Here is a 17,574-nt window from a genome sequence, read left to right on the forward strand (position 1 = left end):
ACCGCGAACTATTTGACTAGCTCTCTTCTTTCCGCTTCAAGGATGATTTCCAAAAGACATTACATCGACACCATTCGCTTATTTTTATTTCGTCCAAATACTAACAAAACAATAGCTATAATTAGCAAAAGCATCGCTACTAATAAAAGGAAGCTGTAATTTACATATTCTAAATAAATGCCCCCTAAAAATGGCCCTGTTAAGCTACCGATACTAAGGGCAATGCCGCAAAGCAGATTTCCTGTTGGTAGTAGCTCTTTTGGTGTTAAGTCTGCCATATAGGTAATACCTAGTGAAAACATCGAACCGACTAATGTACCTGTAAAGAAAAATGCTACAGCTACCGCCATTTGAGAATGCTCTAAAAAACTGGCAATCCCAAAAATAATAGCCCCTCCAAATGAGCCAATCATCAGGACATAACGTCGTCCTATTTTATCCGCTACTGCACCAAGCGGCACCTGCGTTAATATTCCGCCAAATGTAAAGACTGATAACATAATGGGAATCATATTCACGTCAAAATCTTTACGTAAAGCATAGACTGGGAACAAAGCATTTAAAGCAGATTCTAAAAACCCATAAGCGAATGGCCCTAAAAATGCAATCCATCCAAATGCAATGGCTATTTTATAGCGATGCCAGCCTCTTGCATGTAAGTCTCCCGTTAAACGCTCTGGTTTTTCATTTTGTAAAAGGAATACAAAAGCCCATGCAAATAAACACATAGCGGAGGACACAATAAACGGTAATGCTTCTGCAACTTGTATAAGTTTCACCATTAAAGGCCCAACTGCAAAGCCTGTACTAAAGGACAAGCCGTAAATGGCCATACCCTTTCCTAAGCTTTTATGATCTGTGGTGCTTGTAACCCACGTTTGAGTTGCAAAGTGTAATGCATGGTCTCCTACTCCAATGAGTAAGCGCAGGACAAACCAAAAAGTCACACTTTTCCATAAAGGAAATAGTAGCAGTGAAACAAACACAAATGCACCGCCAATTAAAATAATCGGTTTATAGCCCCATTTTCGTAATGGCTGCTCGATAAATGGTGAGATTAATAAAGTTCCTATGTATAGACCTGTTGCATTCAATCCGTTCAACGCGGAGGACACCCCATCACGTTCGAAAATAATTGAAATTAGCGGTAAAAGCATTCCTTGTGAAAAGCCTGAAATAGATACAATCAACACTAGAATGGCAAATCTTTTTTTGCTGTAATCTGAGAAGTACGTCATCTTTTCCTCCGACATCCAATCATTCTTCCAAAGAACAGCATACCAAAAAGCCTTAGCGCTCACCACATGTGATTTTACGCTAAGGCCTAACTAACACTTATCTCCATTTAATTGTATAAACACGAATTTCGGCTTTTATATTGGCCGATTACTTGTTTAAACTCCCTCCTTTTCGAGTTAGAGTCTTTTTAGATTTTTCAAATCAGCTCCTTTGCTTTTTCTTAATATTAATTTAACACACGCCCTCAATATTGTAAATATTCCGTCTATTATTTTTTTAAAATAATCGCTAAGTCCTAGGTGTTTACCTAAACGTTGAAATTTAGTCCCAAATCAGCTAAGATGGAGGGGACGAAATGAGGTGTATGTATGTCAAATCCAATCACTGATAAAAAACAACAAATGAATTACTTAAAAGAACGTCTTGAAATATTTTTAGAAGTTTTAGATGCCATCGATCCTGAAACAACTGAATTAGAGGATATTGATCGTTTAATTCAAATGATGGATGATTTAGAGGACAAAATGGAGCAATTTAATGCTCGTGAACAATAACTACTAATCAATTCCAACGTAAAGTAGCTGCTGCTTTACTTTCGCTATAGAAAACATTTGTTGCTGTCGCTTCGCTTTCACACAAATAAACAATGCGACCAGATTTTGAATTATGTCCAGCACAATATCCGCCGGAGGTAGGTTTTAAAAAAACATCCAACTCTCTACCTTCAGAATAAAGATTTGCTGAACGAAGATAAAAAGCAAGTGGAAACAGATCCACTTGCTTTTTTTAAAATTAATAACAATCCCAATTATATAGAACTTTACTAAAATCTTTACGTTTTAGCTCATCCTCTGTGATGAAAAAGTTGCCGACCCCGACATCCCCCCACAGAATATGCTCACCTACACTGTCAATTTGAAGCAACAAAATTGTTGAATCTGTATAGTCACCATAAGCTCTTGGATCTTCCTGAGTAAAGAATGGGTATCCCCCGATTTTATGACCTGTACTATTTAATGTTTCATAAAATGAGTCTACTAATTGATCATCGTCTTCTATAGTAGAAAGAATCTTCGCATATGTTTTTTCACTTCTAAAGTCATTTGCTGATAATGGTTCATAGCTTGTTCCAAAGGACAATGCCATTTCCTTTTCCACAGGAAAGTATAATTCTTCTTCGTTCGCTTCAACAAACGAGAAATCTTGAACTAACTGTGACTCATCACTAACAATATGTTCGTGGAAAACAACCCGGAAGCCCTCATGATTTTGACCATTGTCAAAATCCATCCCTAGTACATCATCGTAGCCATCAATATAAAACTGCAAGATTCCCTCTTTAGGGAAGTTTGGTAAATGCTTCGGAACATCTGCAAAATTAATTTGAGCTAGTAATTTTAGTGGTTGCCCTTCTAGACTTTTCGGATACTCCATTGATAGCGGAAAATACGGATTGCCTGCAAATTTACTTTCAAATAAAGAAGTTTTTCGTACTTTCGTTTCAATTAATACAGTCGGCTGTATCGTTCCCTCTATTACTGTCCTATTTTGTTCAAATGCTTCAGGTAAATTAAGTAACTTCATTCTATTACCTCCTAAAGTAAATTTAAATTCATTATAGAACGAATGTTCCTTTTTAACAATCTTTATTCGGAGAAACTACAGCTTGTGAATAAGGCTCCTGGATGATTCGATCGGCTTGACTCTTAAGATAATCAACTTCTCGGGAAAAATGCCTTCAATTCCCACTATATTCGCTTAAAAATATTATTTATTCCCCTGCTGCAATTATCTTAATACAACCTTAACAATAAATAGATTAACATAATTTAACATTTAAATTTCCTCTTTTTGAGAATAGGCCTTTAATTCCGACCACAATGAGTTGAACTCTTTTTTTCATTAGTTGAAAAGAGTATAATATTACGTGGAAATAATCAAATTTTTATGGGGGGCAATACTGAATGAATATCCAAACTTTGGAGAAAAGTCTTTATGATTTAATTACTGAAACGTCTACGAATCTACCAAAAGACGTACGTCGTGCTATTAAGAAAGCTAAAGAAGCTGAGAATTCTGGCACTCGTGCGGCAATGAGCTTAGACACAATCTCAACTAATATTATTATGGCAGAAGATAATGTATCACCAATCTGTCAAGATACTGGTCTACCAACATTCAAAATTTATACTCCTGTTGGTGTAAACCAATTAGAAATTAAAGCAGCTATTAAAAAAGCTATTGTCGATACTTCTGCAGATGCAAAATTGCGTCCAAATGCGGTTGATTCATTAACAGGTGCTAACAGCGGTAATAACCTAGGTGACGGTCTACCTGTTATGAAATTCGAACAGTGGGAAAAAGACTATATTACAATTAAATTAATCCTTAAAGGTGGCGGCTGTGAAAATAAAAATATTCAGTATAGCCTACCTTGTGAGATTGAAGGTCTTGGCCGCGCTGGTCGTGATTTAGATGGTATCCGTAAATGTATCCTTCACTCAGTATACCAAGCTCAAGGTCAAGGTTGTTCAGCTGGTTTCATCGGTGTAGGTATCGGGGGCGATCGCTCTTCTGGTTACGACTTAGCGAAAGAACAATTATTCCGTCATGTGGAAGATACAAATCCAAATGCTGATCTTGCAAAATTAGAAGAGTATGTAGTAAAAACTGCTAATACATTCGGAATCGGTACAATGGGCTTCGGTGGTGAAGCAACATTACTTGGTTGTAAAATTGGTGTTATGCACCGTATCCCTGCTTCATTCTACGTATCAGTAGCTTATAACTGCTGGGCATACCGTCGTATGGCTGTGGACATCAATCCTCAAACTGGCGAAATTATTAACTGGCATTATCAAGAAGGCGAAAAAATTACATTTAAAGAAGATGAAGTTGCAGCAACAACAGAAGATACTACTACAAATGTAGTGGAACTTACTGCTCCTATTTCTGAAGAACAAATTCGCTCTCTAAAAGTTGGTGACGTTGTATCAATTACTGGTCGTATGTATACAGGCCGTGACGCGATTCACCATCATTTAATGAGCCACGATGCTCCAGTTGATCTTAATGGACAAGTTATTTATCACTGTGGTCCTGTAATGGCAAAAGACGAAGAAGGTAACTGGACAGTAAAAGCAGCTGGTCCAACTACTTCTATTCGTGAGGAGCCATATCAAGGTGACATCATGAAAAAATTCGGTATCCGCGCTGTAATCGGTAAAGGCGGTATGGGACCAAAAACACTTGCTGCATTAGAAGAACACGGTGGCGTTTACTTAAATGCAATCGGTGGCGCTGCACAATACTACGCAGACTGCATTAAAGGTGTTGACGGTGTTGACCTAATGGAATTCGGTATTCCAGAAGCGATGTGGCACTTAAACGTTGAGAAGTTCACAGCAGTTGTAACAATGGATTCTCACGGTAACTCACTACATGCAGATGTAGATAAATCATCTCTAGAAAAACTTGCTCTTCACGCAGAACGAGTATTCTAATAAAGAAGCAATTTCTTTCTGAAGTTAAACCATTTTTACTACACAAATTTGAAAAGCACAGAATATTCTTATGAATATCTGTGCTTTTCATATGTTCAAAAACATTTCAAAAAGCCTCACCATGACCCCAACTCAATCTAATGCCTCTTTTATTCCACTTTCTATCAATTATGCCTCGGCATAATTGCGTCCAAAATCGACTTTGCGTTTAGGCCCGCTGAAAGAAGTTAAAATCCCCTCTAATTTCTCACTTTCTTTTTCCAAATTCTTTTGTTATAATAATTCTAAATTAGAAAGACGTTAATTGAAATCTATTTTCAATTAGAAAAAGTTTATAATCATTGATTTATATAGACTTTGATATTGATTTTCATTATCAGGAGGGATAAAGGTGGAACACACTAATCGAGAAAACATTAGTTTAATTGAGAAAACAAAAGAACACGCTGAATTAATCGCCGCCCTTATAGCAGGTTTGTTTATTTTGCTTGCATGGCGTTTAGATATTAGCGGGCAAACAACAGCTTCTATTCTTTTATATATTATTGCATTTTGCGTTGGAGGATTTGCTAAAGCAAAAGAAGGTATTGAAGAAACTATTGAGAATAAGGCGCTTAACGTTGAACTATTGATGGTATTAGCCGCGATCGGTTCAGCAGCAATCGGTTATTGGACGGAGGGTGCTATTCTTATTTTCATCTTCGCTGTGAGTGGCGCTCTTGAAACTTACGCAATGAACAAAAGTCACCGTGAAATTTCTGCACTCATGAATTTACAACCTGAAGAGGCTTGGCTTGTTCGTGGTGGTTTTGAACCAATGAAAGTTGCTGTATCAACTCTACAAATTGGTGATCATCTTCTTATTAAGCCCGGTGAACGTGTACCAGCAGACGGTGTAATCTTTAAAGGGCAGTCTTCTATCGATGAATCTGCAATTAGCGGCGAACCACTTCCAGTAGCAAAACAGGAAGGCGACGAGTTATTTGCAGGAACAGTGAATTTAAATGGTGCCATTACGATGGAAATGACAAAACCAAATTCTGAAACACTATTCCAAAAAATTATCCAGCTTGTACAAAATGCTCAGAGTGAAAAATCTCCATCACAACAGTTTATAGAAAAATTCGAAGGTACGTATGTGAAATTCGTGCTACTTGCCGTTGCTCTCATGATGTTTCTACCTCACTTTGTACTAGGTTGGGACTGGACGACAACATTCTATCGAGCAATGGTACTCCTTGTAGTCGCTTCTCCGTGCGCACTTGTTGCAGCTATTATGCCAGCGACACTTGCAGCCATTTCAAATGGTGCAAAACATGGTGTGTTATTCAAAGGAGGCTTACACTTAGAGCATCTAGGTGCATTGCGTGCACTTGCAGTAGATAAAACAGGTACTTTAACACAAGGTAAACCAACCGTTACTGATTTCATTGTTCGCGAAGGATTAGACCGTAAAAACGCAATGGCCATCCTTGCGGGTATTGAAGCTCAATCGAACCACCCACTTGCTCAAGCAATTACTTTATTCGCAAGAAAAGAAGGGATCACACAATTCCCTCAGACCACTATTAAAGATATCCCAGGTTGGGGTATTAAAGGTTACGTCAATGAGGTCGAGTACCTTGTTGGTAAACCAGATTTTGTTGGTACAAATGAGGCAAATGAATTTGCAAATGGCGTAGCAGAAAAACTCGCTTCAGAAGGAAAAACGGTTATTTTCATTCGTGACAAGGATGGCATCGTTGCATTAGCAGCCTTAAAGGATACCGTGCGAAACGAAGCAAAAAAAGCAGTTTCATTACTAAAAGAACTAGGTATTAATGTTGTCATGCTAACGGGCGACAACGAGAAAACAGCAAAGGTAATTGCCAAGGAAGCAGGCGTGACAGAGTACGTCGCAGAATGTCTCCCTGAAACAAAAGTGACTGAGATGAAACGACTTCTTTCTGAACATAAATTTGTGGGGATGGTCGGTGACGGCATTAATGATGCACCCGCATTAGCAACTGCCACTACCGGAATCGCTATGGGAGAAGGTACAGATGTTGCTTTAGAAACAGCCGATGTCGTTTTAATGAAAAATGACTTATCAAAAATTGCCTATGCCGTACGCTTATCACGTAAAATGCAACGCATCGTTAAACAAAACATCTTCTTCTCAATCGGCGTTATCGTTTTATTAATTGCCTCAAACTTTTTACAAGTCGTCGATTTACCACTAGGTGTAATCGGTCATGAAGGAAGCACCATTTTAGTTATTTTAAACGGCTTACGTATGCTGAATAAAAACGTCTAAAACAAACAGCCTCGTATCGCAAAAACGTGATCTCGAGGCTGTCCTTTTCATATTCCTAACTATTCGTTAAAGTCTCCTGCATCACAAGTTCTTTTTGCAATGCTTTTTTCTGCATCGTCGCATTTAAAACGCCACCAGAAATTACAATAATCCCCGTGAAATATAGCCAAAGCATTAAAATAATAACGCCACCAATACTACCATATGTAGCGGAATAATTCGCAAAATTATTTATATAAAAAGAGAAAGCGAACGTAACTGCCAGCCAGCCCAACGTCGAAAACAATGCACCCGGCCAAACACTCATTAATTTCAAACGTGGATTTGTATTCGGAATAAATCTATAGACCCCTATTAATACGATGAAAATAAGTAGAGGGGGTATCCACCAGCGCATTCTATGCCAGATAATTTCAAATTGCTCCTCAATGCCAACAATCGAAAATAAGAAATGCCCCACTTGTTGCCCAAAAACCGGTAAAAGTAGTGCAACAGCAAAAACAACGACAAACGCTATAGTGAAAACAAGGGATAACCCTCGTTCCAATATACTTCCCCTATTTTCTGTATCGTAGGCCTTATTCAAGGCTCTAATCAATGCATTAATCCCTTTAGAAGCAGACCAAATTGTTCCAAGCACCCCGATGGATAATAGACTACTATTACGGCTTGTTAAAATTTCATTTAATGTATTTTCAATAAGCCTATATACCTCGTCCGGCATAACATTCACTAGAAAGGAATACACTTGCGTCGTCTCTAAATTCAAATAAGGTAGTAATGTAACTAAAAAAATTAATAGTGGGAAAAAAGATAGTAAAAAGAAATAAGCCAATTCTGCGGCAAGAGCTGATATTTCCACTCGCTGAAAGCGGAGAATTAAATCTTGCATAAAGCCTCTTGATGTCATCACATTTACAGTGTCTTCGTCTGGTGAGACAAACGACTTTACCACTCCAACAGCTGTACGTATCGATGCTTTTTTCTTTTTCATACAAATTTCCTCCTGTACGAACAACTATTCTTTATCAGGTAAAGCAAAGGCTGCTTTTGTATCATTAATCATGCTTTCGATCGTGGAAGGTAATTCTTTAAATTCATCTACTTTTTCAGCAATCGCATTTACATTTTCTGACACACCTTCACATAGCACTTTAGCGGCCAATACTTTTTCCTCAACTAGCACTTGTAATTCCTCTCGATTAGCTGCATAATACGTGATTGCTTCTTTCATCTGTTTTGTTGTAGCTATTGTTTTTTCACGCGTTGTACGGTCTAACATGCTTAATGCAGCACCAACTGCAGCACCAACTACGATGGATGCTAATAATTTACTACGTCCCATATTAAATACCCCCTGCTTGGTAAATGTTTATTCCTTTAGAACAATTAAGACTCATCATCAAAAGTTAGGGATGATTTTGTATACGAGTTGATTGGAGTGGTGACTGGACGTTACCATGAAGCTTTGCCCTGCGCGCCCAAGTCGGAGCCGAAATCAACCCTACGTTATGGTGATGAACCATAATTAAACTATCACTGCCCTTATTCTACCCAATAACAGTCTATTTTTAAAGCAATGCCCAAATCAGTGTTGACATTTTTTTTATTCAATGAAATGATATTTCCGAGGATTATGAAAGGTAGGTTTAAATAATGGATTTATCAGTACCGTCAAAAGAGAACGTTATTTATATGGTTGATCAAATGAAAGAAAAGCTTCGTATGGTGAATGTCGACGCAATGAAATCGGAAAATTTCAATGAAGCTGATTACGAAGATCTTGTTTATTTATACGAAATGGTCATGAAGCGTGATACATTTAGTCCGAGCGAAATGCAGGCTATCGTTGCTGAATTAGGCGCTTTACGCAAATAAATAGGATTTTGTAAATAAAAAGCTATTAGCAATATGGCATCAAAGCCTGTTACTAATAGCTTTTTTCTATTTTGCTTGTTTTGCAGCAGTACCATCTTCAGTTACAAGAGGTTGTATTAACACTTCTACACGACGGTTTTTAGAACGTCCTTCTGCAGAATCATTTGGTGCAATGGCACGGTTTTCACCGAAACCTTGTGTACTAAAGTTTCGACGATCTAACTTCGAATTACTGTTTATTAAAATTTCTGCGAAGTTCACTGCACGCAATGCTGAGAGTTGTAAGTTAGAAGTGAAGTTAGGACCAGCTGGAACATTATCCGTATGACCCGTAATCACAATACTACGTGGTGGATTAGATACTAATACATCTGAAAGCTCTTTAGCTATCGCATTATATTCTGGTTTAATCTCTGCTTTCCCTGGATCAAACAAGATACTATCACGAATTGTTACAAGCAAACCCTCATCAGTCATCGCTGTTGCAAATTGACCTTCCATCTCATTAACTGCGATAAAATTATCAACGCTATCTTTAATTTCAGCTAACTCCTTCTGATCCTTTAAATACGCGGAGTTTTGCGCTTGTTGTGGTGTTTTGTCACTTTCTGCATTTGGACTTTGTATCGGTGCAGGCTGCTCTAAAAAGCCTGTACCACCATCAAATACTTGATTAAACACAGCTGACATTCTCTCTAGCTTTTCTTGGTCTACTGAACTTGATGCAAATAATATGATAAATACGGCTAATAGCAGCGTTAAAATATCTGCATATGGAACTAACCAAGACTCATCGATATGCTCATCATGCTTTTTTTTCTTAGCTTTCTTTGCCAAGGCCGCCCGCCCCGCTTTCATCAGAAATTTGACGACGTTCTTCCATTGTTAAGTAAGAAGATAATTTTTGTTCGATAACACGTGGCGCCTCCCCTTCTAAGACAGAAAGGATGCCTTCAATCATCATTCTTTTTTGCTTAACTTCGATAGCAGATTTACGTTTTAATTTATTCGCAAATGGATGCCATAAAACATAACCTGTAAAAATACCTAGTAATGTGGCCATAAAAGCAGCTGAAATAGCATGTCCTAGCTTTTCTATGTCATTCATATCTGCTAACGCGGCGATTAAACCTACTACCGCACCAAGTACCCCTAAAGTCGGGGCATATGTACCAGCTTGTGTAAAGATTGCAGAACCACTAGCATGACGTTCTTCCATTGCTTCGACTTCTTCTGTTAGGACATCACGAATATAGTCGGCATTTTGACCATCAATTGCTAATGTAAGTCCATTTTTCAAAAATGGGTCTTCTATTTCTGAAGCTTTACTCTCAAGCGCTAATAGACCTTCACGGCGAGCTAAATCAGCCCATTGTGAAAACATCTTAATAATCTCAATATCATCTGCTAATTTTGTTTCTTTAAAAAGAATTTTAAATAGCTTTGGTACACGCTTTAACTCCTTCATTGGGAAGGCAATTGTTACTGCGGAAATTGTACCGAAGATGATAATTAGAATGGCAGCTGGGTTATAAAACGCACTTAAACTTACACCCTTTAGTACCATTCCTGTTAATAGCGCTACTAGCGCAAGTATTAACCCTACAATCGACGATATATCCATTCTAGAACCTCCAAATCTCCTATTAATCTTTATTTCGTCTTTTTTTCCATAATTTTAATATAGTATAAATGTATTTCACATTTTTTTCGATGTAATAAATACTTTTTATTCACTTTTCGACGATATTTGATTATATAGAATTAAGAATAATACATTAAAATGTCTTTATTTAAATTACTTAAGAATTTATTATTATCCTTCAACACAAAATTGTTAAAATATGCTGAATGTGTCGTAAAAGAAGGAGTAAATACCTAAAAATATCAATATCACTATATAAGCTATTCGACCGATAATCAAAATCTTCTTCAGATAATTACTAAATTTTTATAGAAAAATAGTGTAAAAAAACTGTTTACCGATGTGTCATACAATACTTTTTTTCACTTTCATAATTAAAGTACTCCTAAAGAATCATTTATTTTTTTCCTCTATTTAATCAATTATACCTCGGTATATTTGCGTACGGATTCGGCTTTGTACTTGGGCAAAAAACTCCTTTCACCACCTAAATACACGGAAATACCTATTTCACATTCTTGTTTATTATTTTGATGAAAATACCTCTAATCAATTCGTTATTGAGAATGCTGCCTATTATTTTCGTATGGAAGGTAGGAAGAGAATGTCGTTTGAATAGCTATTGAAGAATGAGCTAAATCAAAGCTTGTCATATGACTTTACGATTAGTTTTGAGATAAATGAGTATAAATAACATTACTGCGGATAGATAAAAAACATTCTGTTCTTTGTAATAAAAACTAGTATTTTATACCTACTATTTTTTGTCCAGACTAGGTATCTTATGGTTGTCATAAATTCTCCTTAGATTTTCCTAGTAACCTATTGTATAATTACTTTAGATATCATTTTAGATTATTTTAGTAGAGAGGAGCTTTCATTATGTTCATTACGACTGTACTAGGTTTTTCGGTTGTTTTACTAATTGCTACGGCATTCTTCATCCACTACTTACAAGTTGGTTTAGATACTAAGTCTTCAGTAACTGTAGATCCAAAACCAAGTGAAAAATTCTAATCTATCTATAAAAAACAGCTACCTAATGTAGCTGTTTTTTATTTTTTCAATTATTTCGTTTCGCTAAAAGATTACTAAACTTCTTTTTTTTCGTAAAAAAATTGCGTGAATATTGTCATTATTATTTGCATATTGATCATTTTGCTCTAAAATATTTCTGTAGGGAAGGGAGCAATCTTTCATGACAATGTTACAAGATATTCTTAAGTTTAATGAAGATTTCGTTCAAGAAAAAAAATATGAGCCTTTTATTACAACAAAGTATCCTGATAAACGCATCGTTGTTTTATCTTGTATGGATACTCGCCTTGTAGAGCTGTTACCTAAAGCTATGAATTTACGTAATGGTGATGTAAAAATCGTTAAAAGTGCTGGGGCATTAGTTAGTCACCCTTTTGGTGCAATTATGCGTAGTTTACTTGTAGCTGTTTATGAACTACAAGCGGATGAAGTGTATGTTGTTGGACATTACGACTGCGGCATGAGTGCAGTTGACCCAGAAGCAATGCTTAGTAAAATGGTTGCTAGAGGGATTAACCCTGAAACTATCAAAACGATAGAAAATTCAGGTCTTGATTTAAAAAAGTTTTTACGTGGCTTTGGCGACGTATCAACGAGTGTTAAGAAAAGCGTAGATACAATTCGCAATCACCCGTTAATGGTGAAAGATGTGCCTGTTCACGGATTAGTAGTTGATCCAAATACAGGTCGCCTTGACTTAATCATAGACGGTAGTAAACAATAGTAAAAATAAGAAGCGTCTATCCTTCATTACTTGAAAGTTAGACGCTTCTTTTTATTCGTTCTCTAAACGCGCATACATGTAATGATCCACCCATTGGCCATTAATGTACAGCAGCTTTCTCAAAAGACCTTCTTGCTGAAATCCTGACTTTTCTAAAACACGGATAGAAGGATTATTTTGTGTTGAAACATAAGCCTCTACACGATGTATGCCTACTTGCTCGAACGCAAATTGCACGACCATATTAACCGCTTCTGTTACGATCCCTTTCCCCACATAAATTTCATCCATCGCATAGCCAACAAATGCACTGGAATATGGCAAACGTTTTACTGCATAAAGAGCAATATGTCCTATTAGATTATTTGTACCCGGCTCAAAAATACCGAAAGTAAACTCCCTCTTTGAGTCCATTAAGTATAAGCTTTCTTGAATTTTTTTATATTGAGCATTAATTGTATAATATTCAGGTCGTTGTAACGGTTCGTATGTAGACCAAAAATATTTATTGCGGCTTACGAGATCAGTTAAACTTTGTGCATCTTTTTCGTAAAATGTGCGAATGTAGCATTTATCCCCCTGAATTGATACCACATTTTCACCCTTTTTCCTCAGTAGTCTCCAAATTTTAAGCACCATTTCTCCACACTAACCTTCCGATAATTGTCAATACGTTTTTTAATGCCTGCGTTCATTTTATCAATGGTTAACAAACAATTTTTAAATCTTCACCATAACTTGTGGTTGTTTTCCGTTCCTCTATCGCTCATCCTCAAGGAATCACCCAATCGTAACGAAGATCAACTTATATATGGTGTAAATTTCAATAAATATCGTCCTCAACCTTTAGTAATAAGCCTAATTTGTGGGTAAACACCCACCAAATTGAAGTTTTATTTTATTGTATGTAAAAAAAGATGCTGCTACAACTAAAACATCTCGTCTTGTTGTTACAGCATCAATAACATTATTTCACTTTTTGTTTTTGTTTTTTAGGCTTCTCTTCTAGTAATTCAAGGCTAGACGATTCAGCATCTTCTAAATGCGCTTTGTCTAAGACATTCGTTAAATGAAGGCCACGTTTTTTTGCTTCACGTTCGATATGTGCTAGTGTTTCTTGCAGTACCTGTACACGAGCATATTTTTTATCGTCTCCTGGTATTAGAATCCATGGAGCATTTTTCTTATCAGTCTTCTCAAACATTTCATTTGCAGCTTCTACATACAGTGGTGTTTTTTCACGATTTCGCCAGTCTTCATCTGTTAGCTTCCAAGACTTGTACGGATCCTGCTCACGTTCTTTAAAACGTTTAAGTTGCTCCTCATCTGATACTTGAAGCCAAAACTTAATGACAATATAATCTCCTGCCGTTAGAATCTTTTCAAAATTATTTATTTCTTCGTATGCACGAGACCACTCTTCATTTGTTGCAAATCCTTCAATACGCTCAACTAATACACGACCATACCAAGAGCGATCAAAAATTGCTATTTGTCCATGCTGTGGCAGTTTTCTCCAAAAGCGTTGTAAATAATTGTAGCGTAGCTCATGGGGCTGAGGCGCTGAAATCGGGTGTACGACATAACCACGTGGATCAACACATTCAATTAGACGCTTAATAGCGCCCCCCTTACCAGCAGCATCCATACCTTCAAATACTAAAATTAACCCTATTTTATTGTTTAATAAAAACTGTTGAGCATTTAACATTTCATACTGGAGTACTTTTAATTTCTTTTTATACATTTTCTTATCTAGATTAACTGATAGATCTAGATCATTTAAATTTTGAGTCATTAAAACTTCACTCCTTACATTTGTATACTTCCATTGTACTAAAGAAATATATGGCTGCCCATTTAAATGGTAAATTGTAGATAATTTTAGCGAAACAACACGATACATTGTTGGAAATTTCCGTTATAATGAAAATAGTACGTTACAGTCCTATACTTATTTGTCTTTTCCCTATACAATTTAACACGAAGGGAGAGGAAAACATGCCTCGATTTTTTTTGATGACAATCACTTACGTTGTCTCACTTATCCTAACCTTTTCATCCTATTTCATGAAAATAAACGGTCAATCTTCCTTAGAGATCTCAAATCGTTTTCCAGTAATATTTGCACCTTTTAATGTTAGTTATGTGATTTGGATTGTGGTTTACATGTTACTTGGTTATTGGTTAGTCATGAATCTAAAAAAGACATCTATTAAACAGACTGTTCTCTTTAGTAGCATATGTATCATGCAAGCACTAGCAATTGTTGTTTGGCATCACGAATTATTTATCGTGTCAATCGTCAGTACGTTTATTTTAGTGCTGTATTTATCTAAGTTGTACAAAACGTACCCTCTCAGCAATAACTCACTTACAGGTCGTTTACCCTTCTCGATTTACTTCGCATGGGTTACATTCAGCCTGATGACAAATGTAAGCTTCACGCTAACATCTTATCAATGGAATGGTTTTGGACTTAGTGATCCACTGTGGGCAGTTATTTTACTGACACTTGGGGTAGCAATAGCACTACATATTCGAGTCCATTATTTTGATATTTTCTATCCAAGTGTATTTATCTGGTCCTATATAGGGGTCGCATTACATAATGGTTTTGATGAGCTACTCGTGTCAACAGCAGCCTTGTTTTTATGCGGAGTGCTACTTGTCGGTATATTATTTGTTAAAAAAAATCCTGCCCACCAAAAATAAATTGGTAGCAGGATTTTTGCTTTTTTATTGTTCGTCAAGTGAAGTTAAAATAATTGGTTTGTCTTTTGTAACGATAATTGAATGCTCGATTTGAGCAACTAATGATTTGTCTGGCGTAACAAATGTCCAGCCATCACCAGACTCCACAATATGCTCCGCTTTCGCTGAGATAAATGGCTCAACTGCAAGAACCATGCCCTCTTTCATAATTGTAGAATCCCATGCATCATAATAATTTAAAATATGGTTTGGCTCATCATGTAAAGAACGACCTAAACCATGGCCTGTTAGGTTCATAATCACTGTTAAATCATTAGCATATGCTTCACGCTCAACAGCTTTTCCGATTTGGTTTAATTTTGACCCAGCTTTTACTTTTGTCATCGCACGATCAAAAGCACTTTTGGCTACGCGACACAACTTTTCTTTATCCTCATAGCCCTCACCAACTACAAATGAAATGCCTGTATCAGCAAAATAGCCGTTTAATGAACCAGATACATCTATATTGACGATATCTCCCTCTTTAATCACACGTTCACCCGGAATACCATGTGCAACTTCCTCATTAACACTAATACATGTATATCCTGGGAAATCATACTCCCCTTTAGGGCCAGAAACTGCTCCGGCCTCAGCAAACATACGGCCTGCAATTTCATCTAGTTCTAGTGTTGTTACACCTGGTTTTGTAGCAGCCTTCATTGCTTCACGAATTTCAGCACAAATACGGCCGATTTTTTTAAAGGCTTCAATCTCTTCTTGCGTTTTTACAATCATTTTTAACGTCCCTTTCATCTAATATCTACTACATAATATAACATAACTTTCTATGCTTAAAACGCTAAAAGCTTTAAATATTATATGCCATCATAAATTGTAAAGTGCTGAAAACAGGCACCATTACCAAAAGTCGAGGTTGGCATTTATTAAAACGGAAACAATGTGCATAAGTTAATTGGAGTGGAGACTGGGCGACTCCTTGGGGATTAGCGATATAGAGGAACGAAGGCTAAAAGCATCACGTCCTGTGATAACGCCTTCGTGACCAACATCGTGTTGGCCCGAGACCCTGCAGCGAAGCGGCTCATCTGACGCCCCCAGGAAAGCGCCCAGTTGGAACGGAAATCAACCCCACGTTATGGGGATGATCTTTCATTCAATTTAATAAAAATAAAACCCTCCACTCGTGTGAAGGGCATACTAATTATGATTTTCGTTGCATTAATTGAGGTGCTGCTGTAAATAACAAAACACCGACAATCGCTGTTAAAATCGTTGCTGGAAGCATATATGTTCCATTATAGATAATTGAATAAACCCATGCATTTTGATCGCCAGCATACTCTGCGAAAAATACAGCGCCCCCAATGGTATGTGCTGCATAACGTAAAAAGCCCGCTAAAACCGTTCCTAAAATAATATAAAGCGCCATTTTCTTTTTGTTTAAATCTTTTGCAGCCTCAAGCACTGGTCCACGCACAACGGCCGCTAAGCCTACTACCGTAAAGGCAACACCATAATCAAGTGTTCCTTGAAGCCAATGTATAATATAGGCGCCAAACATTGTTTGCATAACACCAATAAGTAAACCCGTTACCATGCCTGGAATAAGGCCCCAGCGAAATGCTATTAACATTATTGGCACCATTACGAGACTAACAGAGCCTCCTTGTGCCCATACTTTAAAGGAAACTTGATCGAGCACAAGGCCAATCGCTGCGAATATCGCAATCTCCACAAGCATTAAAAGTTTTTTATTGTCCATAATTATTCTCTCCTTTGTTCCGATGTAGGATACAAGAGCAGGAATAGAAATCAGTTGGCAAATATGTCACTATCTAGCATCATTAAAGATAAAAAAACGATGCCAGGACAGAGCCTCACATCGTAAAAGTGTCGGTTTCTATCCACATCCCTACGCAAGCGTTAACTTACAGGTTCAAAGAGTTAAGGCATTACGTGCCTAGTCTCAGCTGACATCATCAGCTCCCCTTGTGGTCGTTACATCTTAATTTAGTTGAACAACCTCATTGTACGCAAACACTGTAACGATTACAACCTCTTCCACATTAATTTTTTTGAAACTTTACTGTTTTTTATGCGTAAATATTTAAAAAGGAGGTACTACTATGGAGAACCAAAAAATTTTATCTGCCTTTAGTTATCTCAGTATCTTTTTTGCACCCTTTATTGTGCCATTAGTCGTTTACTTTGTTTCAAAAGATAACGACGTAAAGAGTCATTCTCTTCGAGCACTAATATCGCATTTAATCCCAGTCGTATTTGGAATAATATTTTTTGCAGTCTTTATTTTCTCAACTTTATCATTCAACACTTTTGAACCCGATTCAGGCAGTAGTTCTTTTCTTATCATTTGGTTAGTTTCATTTATGATTTACATTCTTGTTTCAATCGGAATTGTTATTTGGAATATTATTCAGGCAGTTCGCGTTATCCGATAAGTTTCATTTCAAACTTGAACAGAGTACTAAAAGGAGCTGTTATTTTTTGAAAGTATCTAAAGTTGTCAAAA

The 17,574-nt window shown here is 36.9% G+C and carries 19 protein-coding genes and 1 riboswitch; of the genes, 8 read left to right on the forward strand and 11 right to left on the reverse strand.

Features of this window, described 5'->3' with window-relative positions:
• Positions 1-59: 59 nt before the first annotated feature.
• The gene (locus tag ABE34_RS16355; protein WP_197143547.1) at positions 60-1,238 is read right to left on the reverse strand and encodes an MFS transporter; all 1,179 of its coding nucleotides are present in this window, start codon (positions 1,236-1,238) and stop codon (positions 60-62) included.
• 369 nt (positions 1,239-1,607) lie between these two features.
• Here ABE34_RS16355 and ABE34_RS16360 point away from each other — a divergent pair, with 369 nt between their 5' ends.
• Positions 1,608-1,793: an SE1561 family protein gene (locus ABE34_RS16360; RefSeq protein ID WP_197143548.1), complete on the forward strand. Its 186-nt coding sequence runs from the start codon at positions 1,608-1,610 to the stop codon at positions 1,791-1,793.
• A gap of 7 nt (positions 1,794-1,800) precedes the next feature.
• Here ABE34_RS16360 and ABE34_RS16365 read toward each other — a convergent pair whose 3' ends face one another.
• A complete protein-coding gene (locus tag ABE34_RS16365; RefSeq protein WP_197143549.1) occupies positions 1,801-1,953 on the reverse strand; it encodes a hypothetical protein in 153 nt (50 codons plus the stop codon).
• Positions 1,954-2,031: 78 nt separating this feature from the next.
• The gene (locus tag ABE34_RS16370) at positions 2,032-2,823 is read right to left on the reverse strand and encodes a YwqG family protein (RefSeq protein ID WP_197143550.1); all 792 of its coding nucleotides are present in this window, start codon (positions 2,821-2,823) and stop codon (positions 2,032-2,034) included.
• 380 nt (positions 2,824-3,203) lie between these two features.
• Here ABE34_RS16370 and ABE34_RS16375 point away from each other — a divergent pair, with 380 nt between their 5' ends.
• Entirely contained in the window at positions 3,204-4,742 is a 1,539-nt protein-coding gene (locus tag ABE34_RS16375) for a fumarate hydratase (protein ID WP_206700638.1), read from the forward strand.
• Positions 4,743-5,133: 391 nt separating this feature from the next.
• Positions 5,134-7,038, forward strand: coding sequence for a heavy metal translocating P-type ATPase (locus tag ABE34_RS16380; protein ID WP_197143551.1), 1,905 nt, complete (start codon positions 5,134-5,136; stop codon positions 7,036-7,038).
• Between the two features lie 55 nt (positions 7,039-7,093).
• Here ABE34_RS16380 and ABE34_RS16385 read toward each other — a convergent pair whose 3' ends face one another.
• Both ABE34_RS16385 and ABE34_RS16390 read right to left on the reverse strand, forming a co-directional pair.
• Positions 7,094-8,032 (reverse strand): YihY/virulence factor BrkB family protein, encoded by a 939-nt coding sequence (locus ABE34_RS16385; protein ID WP_197143552.1) that lies wholly within the window; start codon positions 8,030-8,032, stop codon positions 7,094-7,096.
• A gap of 24 nt (positions 8,033-8,056) precedes the next feature.
• Positions 8,057-8,383, reverse strand: a complete 327-nt coding sequence (locus tag ABE34_RS16390) for a YtxH domain-containing protein (RefSeq protein ID WP_197143553.1) — start codon at positions 8,381-8,383, stop codon at positions 8,057-8,059.
• Between the two features lie 311 nt (positions 8,384-8,694).
• Between ABE34_RS16390 and ABE34_RS16395 the strand changes: the two genes are divergently transcribed.
• A complete protein-coding gene (locus ABE34_RS16395; RefSeq protein ID WP_079562713.1) occupies positions 8,695-8,916 on the forward strand; it encodes a DUF1128 domain-containing protein in 222 nt (73 codons plus the stop codon).
• 66 nt (positions 8,917-8,982) lie between these two features.
• Here the strand turns inward: ABE34_RS16395 and motB are convergent, their stop codons facing one another.
• Both motB and motA read right to left on the reverse strand, forming a co-directional pair.
• Positions 8,983-9,753 carry a flagellar motor protein MotB gene (gene motB, locus ABE34_RS16400; RefSeq protein WP_197143554.1) on the reverse strand — a complete coding sequence of 257 codons (771 nt, stop codon included), beginning with the start codon at positions 9,751-9,753 and terminating at the stop codon, positions 8,983-8,985.
• Positions 9,737-10,540 (reverse strand): flagellar motor stator protein MotA, encoded by an 804-nt coding sequence (motA, locus tag ABE34_RS16405; protein WP_079562711.1) that lies wholly within the window; start codon positions 10,538-10,540, stop codon positions 9,737-9,739. The genes motB and motA overlap by 17 nt, the downstream gene beginning before the upstream one ends.
• A gap of 903 nt (positions 10,541-11,443) precedes the next feature.
• On the opposite strand from motA, the gene ABE34_RS25470 reads away from it, so the two are divergent.
• Positions 11,444-11,578 carry a hypothetical protein gene (locus ABE34_RS25470; protein ID WP_276569504.1) on the forward strand — a complete coding sequence of 45 codons (135 nt, stop codon included), beginning with the start codon at positions 11,444-11,446 and terminating at the stop codon, positions 11,576-11,578.
• 181 nt (positions 11,579-11,759) lie between these two features.
• On the forward strand, positions 11,760-12,323 hold the full coding sequence (locus ABE34_RS16410; protein WP_197143555.1) for a beta-class carbonic anhydrase: 564 nt from the start codon (positions 11,760-11,762) through the stop codon (positions 12,321-12,323).
• 51 nt (positions 12,324-12,374) lie between these two features.
• On the opposite strand, the gene ABE34_RS16415 is transcribed toward ABE34_RS16410, so the two are convergent.
• Both ABE34_RS16415 and ABE34_RS16420 read right to left on the reverse strand, forming a co-directional pair.
• Positions 12,375-12,962 carry a GNAT family N-acetyltransferase gene (locus tag ABE34_RS16415; RefSeq protein WP_197143556.1) on the reverse strand — a complete coding sequence of 196 codons (588 nt, stop codon included), beginning with the start codon at positions 12,960-12,962 and terminating at the stop codon, positions 12,375-12,377.
• Positions 12,963-13,290: 328 nt separating this feature from the next.
• Positions 13,291-14,121 carry a polyphosphate kinase 2 family protein gene (locus ABE34_RS16420; protein WP_197143557.1) on the reverse strand — a complete coding sequence of 277 codons (831 nt, stop codon included), beginning with the start codon at positions 14,119-14,121 and terminating at the stop codon, positions 13,291-13,293.
• 203 nt (positions 14,122-14,324) lie between these two features.
• On the opposite strand from ABE34_RS16420, the gene ABE34_RS16425 reads away from it, so the two are divergent.
• On the forward strand, positions 14,325-15,038 hold the full coding sequence (locus ABE34_RS16425) for a hypothetical protein (protein WP_197143558.1): 714 nt from the start codon (positions 14,325-14,327) through the stop codon (positions 15,036-15,038).
• Positions 15,039-15,062: 24 nt separating this feature from the next.
• Here the strand turns inward: ABE34_RS16425 and map are convergent, their stop codons facing one another.
• Together map and thiT are read right to left on the reverse strand one after the other, a co-directional pair.
• The gene (map, locus tag ABE34_RS16430; protein ID WP_079562706.1) at positions 15,063-15,818 is read right to left on the reverse strand and encodes a type I methionyl aminopeptidase; all 756 of its coding nucleotides are present in this window, start codon (positions 15,816-15,818) and stop codon (positions 15,063-15,065) included.
• 427 nt (positions 15,819-16,245) lie between these two features.
• Positions 16,246-16,806: an energy-coupled thiamine transporter ThiT gene (gene thiT, locus ABE34_RS16435; protein ID WP_197143559.1), complete on the reverse strand. Its 561-nt coding sequence runs from the start codon at positions 16,804-16,806 to the stop codon at positions 16,246-16,248.
• 130 nt (positions 16,807-16,936) lie between these two features.
• Positions 16,937-17,044: riboswitch (TPP riboswitch) on the reverse strand.
• Between the two features lie 126 nt (positions 17,045-17,170).
• On the opposite strand from thiT, the gene ABE34_RS16440 reads away from it, so the two are divergent.
• Positions 17,171-17,503 carry a DUF4870 domain-containing protein gene (locus tag ABE34_RS16440; RefSeq protein ID WP_197143560.1) on the forward strand — a complete coding sequence of 111 codons (333 nt, stop codon included), beginning with the start codon at positions 17,171-17,173 and terminating at the stop codon, positions 17,501-17,503.
• The last annotated feature ends 71 nt before the right edge of the window (positions 17,504-17,574 follow it).

Origin of the sequence: Lysinibacillus sphaericus (assembly GCF_015844675.1) — a bacterium.
GTDB lineage: Bacteria > Bacillota > Bacilli > Bacillales_A > Planococcaceae > Lysinibacillus > Lysinibacillus sphaericus_E.